The following is a 13,296-nucleotide window of genomic DNA, read 5'->3' on the forward strand; positions in this document are numbered from 1 at the left end:
ACATAGCTAGTATGGCATCTTCAACAAGAAAGGTGATTGATAATATCGTTGAGTTTATTGAAATCAAAACCGAACAGATTAAACTTAGGATAATTGCGCGTATCGCAAGTATGCTCTCTGGAGTAATCGCAATTTCATTCATCGGATTCCTATCTCTTTTCTTTCTCTTCTTTTTGAGCTTTGCAATAGCTGAATTGATAAATATAGGCCTTGAAAGCACTTACTTAGGATATTTAATTATAGCGGGAGGATATCTACTGGTGATCATAGTTGTCTTCTTTTTAGTTAAATCCAGAAGACTTCAAAAGTTGATAGAAAAAGCAATTGTAAAATTAGAAGAGGCAAAATATGAGCAAAAAAGGAACCATTGAAGATCAAGTAAAATCCCTTTCTGAAAGAGAAGAAAAATTAAAGCTACAGCTTAGCAGTGACTCGGATGAAATAAAGGATAAAGTAAAGAGCGTCGGGAAAATAGCACTAATCGCCGGCTTGGTGGCGCTCGCAGGATATTGGATTTTCAATGCTTTTGCCGATGAGGATGAAAAAAAACCAAAAAAGCGTAAGAAAAAGGACAAAGAATCCGGTGGGGTATCTTCGAGACTAACAGCTTTGGCTGTTCCTTACTTTGAAAAACTGTTAAGTGGTTTTTTTGATGGAAAGGAAGATGACAGGGATATGATGAGTTCAGAACAAGAAAACAAAATTGAAGAAAACTAGACGTTCATTAACGACTCTCTTCTTCTCATTTTACCTGCCGGAATACCAAACATCATCTTAAATCTTCTACAGAAATAGGCGGTATCCTTATACCCTACTTCTTTTCCTATGTCTCTGATACTTTTCTTGCTTGTACGTAAAAGGTTTACAGCAGCTTCCATTCGCTGATATTCGATATAATCTTGAGGATTAATTCCGGTCAACATTTTAAAATACTGTCCTACATAATCTTCAGAGACATTAGCAACGTTTGCTAAAATCTTATTAGATAAGTCCTCGGCTAGATTCTCCTTAATAAATGTGAATATATCTATCAGACGAGGATCTTTAAAATAGGTGCTGTTCGTGGCAAGTTTTTCCACGAACAAGCTATTGTTAAGAATATATCGAATCAGCTCGATAGTCATATTCTCAGTCAATACTTTTACAATACGGTCTCGCCCAGGCATACTTGCCTTTACTTCATCATTTATTTGTTTGATTAAACCCGCCAACTTATAGTTTTCCTCAATCTTAAAACATGGAATATCAAGTGATGAGAAAAAATTAACTGAATCGAATGCCTTGGCATCAAAAGCGACATAACTGTAGTGTTCATTACTAGTCGAATGCTCGCCAAATGATTTTAGAAACTGATCTTTATTCGTAAGAAAATCATCTTTGGAAAGCACTGTTGGAGATCCCGAGCCATAGCTCATGGATATCGGCCTACCGCCCGGTATAAAGATTACATCACCCTCAGTCGCAGTTTCTTTATCCTTACCATATTTAATCTCCCCACCGGTAACCAATAGTAGATAATTCTCTACTTCATAGTTATTATCAATTGTAACAGGCTTCAAAATATTAATATTTTTAGCCTTTACATATCTAATCTCTAAGGATTCTATGATCTTGTTGTAGTCTTCCATTTATAATTAAAGCTGGTTAATCTACCAATAGATAGTAAAATAATAGGACGAATCTAATAATATTCATCCTCAAAACCTAATAAATGAAAGAAGAGTAGGACTTTGACTATTGAACTATTTTAATAAATTTCTCGAAATAACAATACGCTGTATTTCAGAGGTGCCTTCATAAATCTGAGTAATCTTGGCATCTCTCATTAATCGCTCAACATGATACTCTTTCACATACCCATATCCACCATGTATTTGCACAGCTTCCACAGTCTGTTTCATCGCTACTTCCGAAGCGAATAGCTTAGCCATAGCTCCTTCCTGAGAGAAGTCCTCACCAGCATCTTTCTTTTGAGCTGCTTTTAAGCAAAGTAATCTTGCTGCTTCGATTTGTGTCGCCATATCAGCAAGCTTAAACTGTATGGCCTGATGCTTTGAAATTTCGACTCCAAAAGCTTTTCTTTCTTGTGAGTAGTTCAGAGCTAATTCCATCGCTCCAGATGCTATTCCCAATGCTTGAGAAGCAATACCTATCCTTCCGCCATTCAAAACACTCATGGCGAACGTAAAACCAAAACCATCATCACCTATCCTATTAGCTTTAGGAACTTTTACATCTTGAAACATGAGTGAATGCGTATCACTTCCCCTAATACCTAATTTATCTTCCTTTTTGCCTACCGTAAACCCTTCCATTCCTTTTTCAACAATAATGGCGTTAATTCCTTTATGCTTCTTTTCAGCATCTGTCTGAGCCATTACTATATAGTAAGAAGCTGAATTTCCGTTTGTAATCCAGTTTTTTGTTCCATTCAAAAGATAATGATCTCCTTTATCTTCAGCCGTTGTTCTTTGTGAAGTAGCATCAGATCCTGCTTCTGGTTCCGATAAACAAAACGCTCCAATTTTCTGTCCGCTCGCCAGAGGCTTCAAATATTTTTCTTTCTGTTCTTCTGTTCCAAATTTTTCAAGCCCCCAACACACCAACGAATTATTAACTGACATGCAAACAGAAGTAGAAGCATCCACTTTAGATATTTCTTCCATGGCAAGCACATAGGAAACTGTATCCATTCCACTCCCTCCATATTTAGGATTAACCATCATACCCATGAAGCCAAGTTCTCCTAATTGTTTTATCTGCTCTGCCGGGAATTGTTGTTTTTCATCTCTTTCTATCACTCCCGGTAGAAGTTCTTTTTGAGCAAAATCTCTTGCTGCGTCTCTAACTGCTAATTGTTCCTCAGTAAAATTAAAATTCATGTGTATGTTAATTTATTTTCAATGGTCACATCGGTCCGCCGAAACGGGAATTCACATTAACAACATTCATCCTTGGTTAGGTATGCTTGCCACTTATGCTCATTTCATATGTTTCAGGTTAAAATTTTGAATGGGCCGCAAATATATTAATTGTTATGCATGCAGAATAACTTCTTTCTAAACACAGTTGTTTGATCAGCCTTAAATTAACATGAGTTCTCTCGCCTCAAGAGTTGGGGAGTTAAACCTAATGGGCTATCAAGCTGCGATTAAAAAAGGAAGATCGAACGTTGAAATCAATACATTCAACCCTGTAATAAGTCGATTAAACGAATATCATGAAAAAAAATAAAACACAGCGCTAATATTGGTAGTTCATCTGGCTTGAACAAATTGAATAATTTAAAGAAAAAACTTACTTATTTAAACCAATTGATAGACTTTTGTGTCTTAGATACTTGACGTTCAAAAACAAATAGATAATAATAAACAAAAATGAAAAAATTTAAGAACTACTCACTGATCGCTCTTCTAGGGTCTTTACTATTTATGTTTAGCTGTGGAGGAGATGAAGAAGAAATCTTCGGAGGAGACCCGGATCCAGATCCCACCTCTGAATTTGATGCAAGATTAAACTCTGCCGATACAGACTCACTCTCAGCAGAAGTATTTTTGACTGAAGTAGATGATAATAACATTGATGTTTTCATCACATTCAGTTCTGATGATGCCACAATGAGAAGACTATATGCAACTGTTGATGAATTTGGTCAAGGAGAAGAAGTATATGAATTTACTTTTAGCGCAGATAAAAAAGCAGATGGTTCATTAGAACTTGATGGAGCTCAAGGAGAAGGGTTTGCTGTAAACCTTGATATTCCAACAACCGGATTGAACGCAATGGACGGTGAGGATATCGTTTACAAATTTTGGACGACTACAGGCAAAGGAGATATCAGAGATGTTGAAAAAAGACAAGCGACACCACCTATGACATTAACGATACAGCTTAGTGGTGATAATCCTAATGCTCCACTTATTTCGGTCTCGGATGTACAATTGTTTGCTCCAACAGCTGATCTAATGTCAGAAAGTTTTGTTTCTACTGCTGATGGTATGGTCTATGAACTAGAAGAATTTGAGTCCTCCGATTTATGGGATATAGGATACACTGCTCAGGGTAATGAACCACAGCTTAGCTCTGCTGCTGGTTCGCCTCAGATGTTCTTTGATGAAAATCAAGAATTAATTACATTAGAAGAATTGGTAGAAAGCAACTTAACTGAAGAAGAACTTGCTGATTTTGATTTAAATACGGTGTATTTTGTAGATATCACTGACGATTTTGATTTTGATGGTGCAACTACTACAAGCAGTTTGAGTGCAATCAGCCTTACGCCTACTTCAAGTAATGATCAAACACTACCTATTCCTATTGATGCTGATGGTGATCTAATTGCCTTCCTTGATCAATATGGTAAAATTGGAGTCATTCGAATAGATGCCTTAGTTGATGTAAATGGTGACGGAGAATATTTTGATGCAAGTGATTATGTGCAGATTGACATAAAAGTTCAGCGATAATAGCTAATTAACAGAAATTCAAAAGGGAGCGTTCGCTCCCTTTTTTTGTTTCATGATGTTTCCAATTGAGCTAAATGAAGATTGTCCGAATCATCTTATCATCCGACTAGCGTGGAAGTTACTTCCGTGCTTTTTCATTCAATGAATCTATTGTTAATCAGCTCTTTTCTCCAGAGCAATCTTGGGTTCATAAGACTTCCTATGTTTTCAAAACATAGGAAGTCTCTTTATAGTCACAAAACTTCAAAGTAAACCTCATGAGGGGTTTCAATGCTATTAAGCTAAGCGACTTTCTTATTTGTCCTCTCCCTAACCCTCTCCATGAGAGGGATATTTTGTTGCTTAACTTAATAGCACTGTGAGGGGGTTAGGGGGAGGTTTTTATCTTCAAGTAGTTGTGAAACTCAAACACCCCTATAAACCCCCTAGCGCAAGTATCCACTTGTGCTTATTATTACATAGGATAGCTATGACGTTTATGTAGACTTTTGGCACCCCTCCTAGCGCGGAAGTTACTTCCGTGCCTTTCATTCAATGAATCTAATATTAATCAGTCCTTTTCCGCCAGTATAATCTCTGGCGCTACTGTACAGATAATGCTCAGCCTCATCAACTAGTCCCTCGATAACTGGATTTTGATGGATATAATCCAGTTTGTGTTGCATAACCTGATTGTCTGCCAATTCTATTGGGTGGTATTCGTTTTGCCAAAAACAATGTTTCTGATGTTTGTTGCTTTTCTCCGCTAGTTTTCTGAACATCCAAAGCATCCATTCACGTCTGCTTTCTTGCGTATTCTGTTGAATTTGCTTGATCAATGCCACAGAAGTATATTTTTTAAAGTCTCTCACAATATTTTCAATGTTTTCTTCTCTCTAACTAAGCGTAGTTTGTGAAATAGAAAAAATCACTAGGCATAGGTTTTAGCTATGCCTATCTATCTTGATGCTTTCATAGCAACATACATATATAACAAAAATGTCAGAAAGCTATCAAATCAAAGATCAGGGAGGAACACATTTTCTAACATGTCAGGTTGTAGGCTGGGTGGATGTTTTTAGTAGAAAAATATACCGAGACATAGTTATTGATAGTTTAAGGTATTGCATGAAGGAAAAAGATTTAGTTGTATATGCATATGTTATTATGACAAATCATGTTCATCTAATTGTAAGGTCAAATTCAGAAGCTTTCGGACACAATTAGGGATTTTAAGAGGTTTACATCCAATCAAATATTGAAAAGCATTGATGAGAATAATATCGAGAGCAGAAAGGACTGGATGAAAGTCGTATTTTCTTATCATGCAAAATTCAATAAGAGAGTAAAAGACAAGCAATTTTGGACACATGAAAATCATGCGGTTGAATTGACCTCCAACGAAATGATAGATAGTAAAATGAATTACATTCATGAAAATCCAGTGAGAGCTGGATGGGTGGAAAAAGAAGAAGATTATTTGTACAGTAGTGCGAGAAATTATGCAGGTTTGAATGACCTATTAGAAATAGAAATGATATGAAAGCGTAGGTGCAACCTACGCTTAGATGAGGTGAATATTTCAGTAATACTGATTATGTACAAATTGACATAAAAGTTCAGCGATAATAGCTACGTAGTAGAAATAAAAAAAGGGAGCAAATGCTCCCTTTTTTTGTGCTCTTTTTTAAGATTTTTAATCCCTCCCTAAGAAGATCATCACATAGTAAAGAAGAGTTGCAAGAGCTCCAAGAGCTGCTACCAGATAGGTGGATGCTGCCGCATTCAACGCATCCTTTGCCATTGCATGCTCTCTATCGTCCACAATGTTTCGATCTTTTATCCATGCTAGTGCTCTATTGCTGGCATCATATTCTACCGGTAAGGTTACGAAAGCAAATAAGGTAAAAACACTATAGCAGCCTATGATTACGAGTATTGCCAGATCAAAAGGAATGACCTGAGGCAATAGAAACGCTCCAAAGAACATCGCCATAAAGATGATATTGATAATCCTCGCGCTTACATTTTGAACTGGGACCATTGCTGACCTAAACTCAAGCCATTTATAAGCTTTAGCGTGCTGAACAGCATGCCCACACTCGTGTGCCGCTACGGCAGCTGCCGCAGCTGAACGTCCATTATAAACATCCGCGCTAAGATTCACCGTTTTATTTGCTGGATTATAATGATCCGTAAGCTTTCCTTGAACAGATGTAACGCTTACGTCATGAATTCCATTATCTCTCAACATTAACTCAGCTATTTCACGTCCTGACAAGCCAGAACCTAATGTCACCTGAGAATACTTCTTAAACTTATTTTTCAGTCGAGTGCTAACAGCCCAGCTAGCAATCATGAAAACAATAATTATTACTAATATCATATTATACGTTATTTCAAATGCTATTTATAAATCAACTTTTCAATTATCGAGCATACGATAATTCCAATTCAAATGTTCCTACCATTTTCAGGCCAACTTCAATATATGTCAATTTGTCGTTTTCTTAACGGAAGCTCTACGAATTAAAAAGGAAATTATTATAGCTATTGTTCCAAATAAGGCTATCGCTACTATTTGTGATGTATGTAATAAAGTCGCAAGAAACACGCCAGTAGTTTCATCAATTGAATAAAGTAGCAGCATTCCTGCAATCATTCCGTGATAAGTTCCAAAACCACTCTGTACTGGAAGAGATATGGCTATACCTCCAGTAACTAAAAGCATAAAACCTGCTCCAATGCCAAGGTGGGATGTTTCAGGCAAAGAAAAAACGATGATGTAAGACATGAGAAAATATACAAGCCACAGTATCATAGTTGAAACTAAAAAACCAACGGGCCTCTTAATTTTTCTCAGGGAAAGAATCCCATTGATAAACCCCTTAATCAATTCTGCGAATTTTCCTTTCAACCGATCTTGTCTTTTGACGAAGACAATCAAAACAGACATACCTAAAAGTCCCAAGATGAGGACAATTCCAATCACATAATTTGGAATATTTAAATCTTTGTATGCCTGGTTTAGAAAAGTCATTAGTCTTTCCGATTCAATAATTAAACTGATAAAAATCAATACTAAAAGCGTAAGCATATCAACCACACGCTCAGCAACCACGCTCCCAATCGCTACAGGCATTGAAACTTTATCATTCCTATTTAAAATACCGCATCTCGTTATTTCTCCCAATCGAGGTAGTGCCAAATTTGCCAAATAACCAATCAAAACAGCAAGTGTCGTTCTGGAGGTTTTTAAATTATACCCTAAGGGCTCTAACAAAATATTCCATCGGTAAGCTCTTGCTACATATGCCACAATGGAAAGGATAATAGAAACAATCACCCAGCTGTAGTCTACGGATTGCGCTCTTGCCCAAAAATCTACCCAATCAATATTTCTAAATACGAGGTATAATAGTAAGGACGCTAAACCAACGCTTATTGTGACTTTTAAAATGGATATAAATGTCTTAGACATTTAATTAAGAAACCAGACGGTTCTTTTCATCGGGAAATATGACAATTGGCTCGTGATTCTTTGCTTCCTGCTGATCTAATGAACAATACGAAATAATGATAACAATATCACCTACCTGAGCCTTTCTAGCGGCTGGTCCATTGAGGCAAATCTGCCCTGATCCTCTTGCTCCTTTGATAACATATGTTTCAAGTCGTTCACCGTTATTGATGTTCACGATCTGAACTTTTTCGTTCTCAATCAGATTCGCCGCTTCCATCAAGTTCTCATCAATTGTGATGGAACCCACATAATGAAGCTCAGCTTCTGTGATTTTTACTCTATGAATCTTCGATTTAAGTACCTCTATGTACATGCCCTCCTATTTGAGCCGCAAATATAAATTATCAATCAGTCTTATCCCTTCTACATAACCGGCAACACATATTGCAAGTTCATTTAATGATCGATAAGTGCTTACCGTCGATAAATCTGACGGGTCTATCGCTTCAAGATATTCCAAATCAAAGCCCTCCGCCTCTTCATACATTTTTTTTGTAGCCTCCAAAAGCTCGTTTAAGTCTTTTCTAGAATCTATTCCACTTCCCATTTTTGATAGACCTTCATAAATAACCGTAGCATTTTTTAATCCCTGATCAGATAATTGCCTATTTCTTGAAGACATTGCAAGTCCTGTAGTTTCCCTTACTGTGTCCACACCAACAATTTGACATGCAAAACTTAGATCTTTACACATTCTTCTTATCAGAATAAATTGCTGCAAATCTTTTAATCCAAAATATGCCTTGGATGGAAGTGTCAAATGAAGCAGTTTACTTACTATAACTCCCACTCCGTCAAAATGATCCGGTCGATATTTTCCTTCGAGTATCTCAGAAAGATCTCCAAAATCAATCGTTACAATTTGCTTTGATGGATAGAGGTCTTTTTCACTGGGTGCGAAAACCAGATCTACTCCCTTTCCTTCAAGCAATCGGACATCCTCTTCTAAAACTCGTGGATATTTTGCTAAATCTTTGGCACTATTAAACTGCAGTGGATTAACAAAAATACTAACGATGGTCCGATCATTTTCTTCGATCGAACGCTTGACAAGTGCCAGATGACCTTCATGCAAAGCTCCCATTGTAGGCACAAATCCAATGGTTTTGGATTCTTTCTTGTAAGAAGAAACAATATCGGAAAGTTCTTTTTTGGCGCTCAGTACGCGCATAGCCTAGATCGATTTAATTCGCTAACTTATTGAAAGCGTTGATAATAAATCAAAAAAATGGTAAATTTGTGCTCATTTTTAAAGTCCCATCAAGAATTTAATCAAAAGCAAGTATGGAAAACATTAGAATCCTCTATGTGGCAAGCGAGATCAATCCATTTCTCAAGACCACAGAAGTAGCGGAATTTGTGAGAAGGCTACCCCAAGCTATGCAAGAAAGGGGTATGGAAATTAGGATTTTAGTTCCAAGATTCGGACTTATAAACGAGCGAAAAAACCGCTTGCATGAAGTCGTAAGGTTATCAGGAATAAATATTGCCGTTGGTGATGAAGAAAAGCCTCTCGTAATTAAGGTGGCTTCTATTCCAAATGCAAAACTTCAAGTTTACTTCATTGATAATGAAGATTACTTCTACAGAAAATCAGTCTTTTTTGATAAAGAAGATAACTTCTTTGAAGACAATGATGAAAGAGCAATATTCTTCTGTAAAGGCGTTCTAGAAACGGTGAAAAAATTGGGATGGTCTCCTGATATTATTCACTGCAATGATTGGATGACAAGTTTGATTCCTCTTTATACAAAGACGACTTACAAGAATGACCCTATTTATAAGGACTCTAAGACTGTTTTCACAATTTATAACAATCGTTTTTCACATAAATTCGGTTCAGACTTGCTTGAAAAGGTAAAAATGATCGATATTGACGATCAAATGCTGGATCCATTAAAAACCGCAGATTATGATGGTTTTGTGAAGCTTGGCATGCAATATGCAGATGCAGTAATCAATGCTAAGGAAGAGAACACAGATAGCTTCGAAAAGCTAATCTCTGACTTAGGAGATAAGAAAACGGATACGATAGAAAAGGATGAAAATTTTGAGGAGTCTTACTACAATTTATACAATGAACTTATTGGCTAAGAAGCTCTCAATTAAGAATATTATAAAACCGGGATTAATGATTTTGATCCCGGTTTTTTTAAGCTGTGAAACAAATCAAGATCTTGGAATAAACTATGAGCTTGAATCAAATACTAATGTCAAATTTGTAGAATTTACTCTGCCGGCTACCAATATTTTTCTTGATAGTCTCAGGACTGACGGTGAAAATAGAATTCTGGTTGGCACCTTTAATGACCCCTTGACCGGCTCTGTAAACGCAGAAGGATATTTTCAATTTTTATACGAAGGAGGGCCTTTTCCAAGAAAAAGACAAACCTCAGGAGAACCAAACCCACCAGACACACTCCAACTAGACTCAATAATAGTCACATTTGAGTCCAACGCTGTAATCCCTCAAAGCGGATCTTCCTTCCAGGAATTTAAATTAGTAGAACTTCAAGACTCTCTTGAAAGCTCAGCAGTTTACCTATCAAACCTACAACAAATACCTGCAACAGAAATTGGAACATACTCCAGTACAATCAATACTTTGCTTGACACATTGTATAGAATTAAATTAGAAGATGATTACGCTAATTCTTTTTTCGACTTAATAGGTGACATTACTGCAGATTCGACACAGTTGGTAATAACAACTATTTTTCAATCTCTTGGAGTAATTCCAGGAGCATCCTCAGAGAGTATTGCAGCTTTGGATTTAGCTAGCGACACCTCACGTTTGATTATGTACTCCTCTCCCGCAGACCCTGATGCTGAAGACACTACATACCTTACAACTTTTAGATTTACAGGTAAAAATTATTCCTACTTAGATAGAGATCGTACAGGTTCAAGTTTTGATGGTATAGTTGAGAATGCGAACTTTGATTTAGCCTCTAACCAAACATTAATTGATCCTCTCTCAGGCATTAGTACTGCTTTTTCCATTACTCCACTTGAAGATTTTTTTAGAGAAAACGGAAATATCCTTATCAACAATGCCACATTGGCTTTTGAATTTGAAAGTGAAAACGATAGAGATACTCTGGTCAGCTTTATAAACTTTCTCAGAAAAGAGGACAATAGCATTTTTGGCCCTGCCACAGTCACCAACTCATTTGCGAACATAGTCATGAACGATGCAGGATATCTGAATCTACAGACTGCCCCCGCGATAGGCACACTAAATGACAGTAAAGAAAATATTCTCATTAGTTCTACCCTTTTCTACCAACAGCTGTATAATCAATTTAATAAAGCCGACAGCTTGGCTTTTCTTATTCCAACATCAGGTGAGATTAGATCAATCAATGACCTTGTTACAATAAGTGCTATAGATGTCACATTAAATAGGACTATCTTGGCAGAAGACGGCATTAAACTCAGGCTGTACTATACAGAGGTGAATTAACTTCAAAATAAATTTCAAAAATGTGTGGAATAGTAGGATACCTTGGACCTAAACAAGCTTACCCAATCATCATAAGTGGATTACAACGACTTGAATACAGGGGGTATGATAGCACAGGGGTCGCACTGATCAGTCAAGGCGACATTGACGTTCATAAAAAGCAAGGAAAAGTTCAGGATCTTAAAGACTATACGAAAGAAGAAGCCCTTGATGGAAATATTGGGATAGGTCACACAAGATGGGCAACACATGGAGAACCAAACGATGTTAATGCACATCCTCACCTATCCAATAGTGGAGACTTAGCACTCATACATAATGGAATCATTGAGAATTACGGATCTCTTAAAGAGGATTTATCTCAAAAGGGCTATATTTTCAAAAGCGAAACTGACACAGAAGTCTTTGTCAATTTCATTGAGGATATTAAAAAAAATGAAAAGGTTTCATTAGAGGATGCCCTTAGGATTGCTCTTTCTAAAGTTATTGGAGCATATGCCATTGCTATCATTTCAAAAGACAACCCCAAAAAATTAATCGCGGCTAGAAAAGGTAGTCCCCTCGTAATAGGGCTAGGAAAAGGTGAATTCTTCATAGCGTCTGATGCTACTCCGATCATTGAGCATACGAATGAAGTCATCTATCTAAAGGATGAAGAAATTGCTGTCATGGAGGGTGATTCCTTCACCATTACTGATTCGAAAGACATACCTCAGACTCCTTATGTACAAACACTTGATTTAGAGCTGGAGGCAATCGAAAAAGGAGGTTATGAACATTTCATGTTAAAAGAAATTTTCGAACAACCGCGCTCCATAGCTGATTGTATGCGAGGTAGACTTAATGCCGATACGGGAGAGCTGGTATTAGGAGGTATTCGAAATTACTCCAACGCCTTAGTAAATGCCGAAAGAATCATCATCGTGGCATGTGGAACTTCATGGCACGCTGGCTTAGTTGCTGAATACCTCATCGAAGACCTGTGCAGAATCCCTGTTGAAGTTGAATATGCTTCAGAATTTCGATATAGAAACCCAGTTATCAAAGAAGGAGATATTCTACTAGCAATATCTCAATCTGGAGAAACTGCGGACACATTAGCTGCTATAGAGTTAGCCAAAAGTAAGGGTGCAATAGTTTTAGGTGTTGTAAATACTGTAGGATCATCTATTTCAAGAATATCTCATGAAGGGGCTTATCTTCATGCTGGCCCTGAGATTGGTGTGGCTTCTACCAAAGCTTTTACTGCCCAGCTTACAGTATTATATATGATTGCCTTAAGAGCAGCAAATCGTAAGGGAACAATAACTGAAAACAAATATCAAGAGCTAATAAGAGAGTTGAGCCTAATTCCTGATAAGGTCGAAAAAGCTCTCAAATCAAGTGATAAGATTGAAGAGGTTTCTGATTTATTTAAGAATGCAAAAAACTTCTTATATCTAGGTCGAGGATATAATTTCCCTGTCGCCCTAGAGGGCGCCCTTAAGCTCAAAGAAATTTCATACATCCATGCTGAGGGGTATCCTGCGGCAGAAATGAAGCATGGCCCGATAGCGCTTATTGATGAAAATATGCCCGTTGTTGTCATTGCTACTCGTGATAGCAGTTACGATAAAATAGTTTCTAATATTCAGGAGGTAAAGGCTCGAAAAGGGATTGTAATTGCTATTGTAACAGAGGGTGATTCTTTAATTCCTGATATGGCTGATTTCACGATAGAAGTTCCATCGACGCATGAATCTTTAATGCCACTTTTATCAGTTGTTCCACTTCAATTGCTCAGCTACTATATCGCAGTACTTAGAGGTGCAAATGTGGATCAACCAAGAAATTTGGCAAAATCTGTTACCGTAGAATAAATT

At 37.1% G+C, this 13,296-nt stretch carries 14 protein-coding genes; 7 read left to right on the forward strand and 7 right to left on the reverse strand.

Features of this window, described 5'->3' with window-relative positions:
- Nucleotides 1–11 precede the first annotated feature (11 nt).
- Together ABJQ32_12135 and ABJQ32_12140 are read left to right on the forward strand one after the other, a co-directional pair.
- On the forward strand, nt 12–371 hold the full coding sequence (locus ABJQ32_12135; protein MEP5290391.1) for a phage holin family protein: 360 nt from the start codon (nt 12–14) through the stop codon (nt 369–371).
- Nucleotides 349–717 (forward strand): hypothetical protein, encoded by a 369-nt coding sequence (locus ABJQ32_12140; protein MEP5290392.1) that lies wholly within the window; start codon nt 349–351, stop codon nt 715–717. Before ABJQ32_12135 ends, ABJQ32_12140 begins: the two co-directional genes overlap by 23 nt.
- Here the strand turns inward: ABJQ32_12140 and ABJQ32_12145 are convergent.
- Together ABJQ32_12145 and ABJQ32_12150 are read right to left on the reverse strand one after the other, a co-directional pair.
- Nucleotides 714–1,628: an AraC family transcriptional regulator gene (locus tag ABJQ32_12145; GenBank protein MEP5290393.1), complete on the reverse strand. Its 915-nt coding sequence runs from the start codon at nt 1,626–1,628 to the stop codon at nt 714–716. The genes ABJQ32_12140 and ABJQ32_12145 overlap by 4 nt on opposite strands.
- A gap of 114 nt (nt 1,629–1,742) precedes the next feature.
- The gene (locus tag ABJQ32_12150; protein ID MEP5290394.1) at nt 1,743–2,882 is read right to left on the reverse strand and encodes an acyl-CoA dehydrogenase; all 1,140 of its coding nucleotides are present in this window, start codon (nt 2,880–2,882) and stop codon (nt 1,743–1,745) included.
- 495 nt (nt 2,883–3,377) lie between these two features.
- On the opposite strand from ABJQ32_12150, the gene ABJQ32_12155 reads away from it, so the two are divergent.
- On the forward strand, nt 3,378–4,466 hold the full coding sequence (locus ABJQ32_12155; protein MEP5290395.1) for a hypothetical protein: 1,089 nt from the start codon (nt 3,378–3,380) through the stop codon (nt 4,464–4,466).
- A gap of 527 nt (nt 4,467–4,993) precedes the next feature.
- Here ABJQ32_12155 and ABJQ32_12160 read toward each other — a convergent pair.
- A complete protein-coding gene (locus ABJQ32_12160) occupies nt 4,994–5,317 on the reverse strand; it encodes a hypothetical protein (protein ID MEP5290396.1) in 324 nt (107 codons plus the stop codon).
- Between the two features lie 431 nt (nt 5,318–5,748).
- On the opposite strand from ABJQ32_12160, the gene ABJQ32_12165 reads away from it, so the two are divergent.
- Entirely contained in the window at nt 5,749–5,988 is a 240-nt protein-coding gene (locus ABJQ32_12165) for a hypothetical protein (protein MEP5290397.1), read from the forward strand.
- Between the two features lie 153 nt (nt 5,989–6,141).
- On the opposite strand, the gene ABJQ32_12170 is transcribed toward ABJQ32_12165, so the two are convergent.
- From ABJQ32_12170 to panC, 4 genes are all read right to left on the reverse strand, one after another.
- Complete coding sequence (locus tag ABJQ32_12170) at nt 6,142–6,831, reverse strand: zinc metallopeptidase (protein MEP5290398.1); 690 nt, start codon at nt 6,829–6,831, stop codon at nt 6,142–6,144.
- A 108-nt stretch (nt 6,832–6,939) separates the two neighbouring features.
- On the reverse strand, nt 6,940–7,926 hold the full coding sequence (locus tag ABJQ32_12175; protein ID MEP5290399.1) for a lysylphosphatidylglycerol synthase transmembrane domain-containing protein: 987 nt from the start codon (nt 7,924–7,926) through the stop codon (nt 6,940–6,942).
- A 4-nt stretch (nt 7,927–7,930) separates the two neighbouring features.
- Nucleotides 7,931–8,281 carry an aspartate 1-decarboxylase gene (gene panD / locus ABJQ32_12180; protein ID MEP5290400.1) on the reverse strand — a complete coding sequence of 117 codons (351 nt, stop codon included), beginning with the start codon at nt 8,279–8,281 and terminating at the stop codon, nt 7,931–7,933.
- A gap of 6 nt (nt 8,282–8,287) precedes the next feature.
- Nucleotides 8,288–9,139 carry a pantoate--beta-alanine ligase gene (gene panC, locus ABJQ32_12185; GenBank protein ID MEP5290401.1) on the reverse strand — a complete coding sequence of 284 codons (852 nt, stop codon included), beginning with the start codon at nt 9,137–9,139 and terminating at the stop codon, nt 8,288–8,290.
- 113 nt (nt 9,140–9,252) lie between these two features.
- On the opposite strand from panC, the gene ABJQ32_12190 reads away from it, so the two are divergent.
- Genes ABJQ32_12190 through glmS form a run of 3 tightly spaced genes read left to right on the forward strand, consistent with a single transcriptional unit; the run spans nt 9,253 to nt 13,293 of the window.
- Complete coding sequence (locus ABJQ32_12190; protein MEP5290402.1) at nt 9,253–10,062, forward strand: glycogen/starch synthase; 810 nt, start codon at nt 9,253–9,255, stop codon at nt 10,060–10,062.
- 37 nt (nt 10,063–10,099) lie between these two features.
- The gene (locus ABJQ32_12195; GenBank protein MEP5290403.1) at nt 10,100–11,434 is read left to right on the forward strand and encodes a DUF4270 family protein; all 1,335 of its coding nucleotides are present in this window, start codon (nt 10,100–10,102) and stop codon (nt 11,432–11,434) included.
- Nucleotides 11,435–11,454: 20 nt separating this feature from the next.
- The gene (gene glmS, locus ABJQ32_12200; protein MEP5290404.1) at nt 11,455–13,293 is read left to right on the forward strand and encodes a glutamine--fructose-6-phosphate transaminase (isomerizing); all 1,839 of its coding nucleotides are present in this window, start codon (nt 11,455–11,457) and stop codon (nt 13,291–13,293) included.
- Nucleotides 13,294–13,296 lie beyond the last annotated feature (3 nt).

It is taken from the genome of Marinobacter alexandrii (assembly GCA_039984955.1).
GTDB lineage: Bacteria > Bacteroidota > Bacteroidia > Cytophagales > Cyclobacteriaceae > Ekhidna.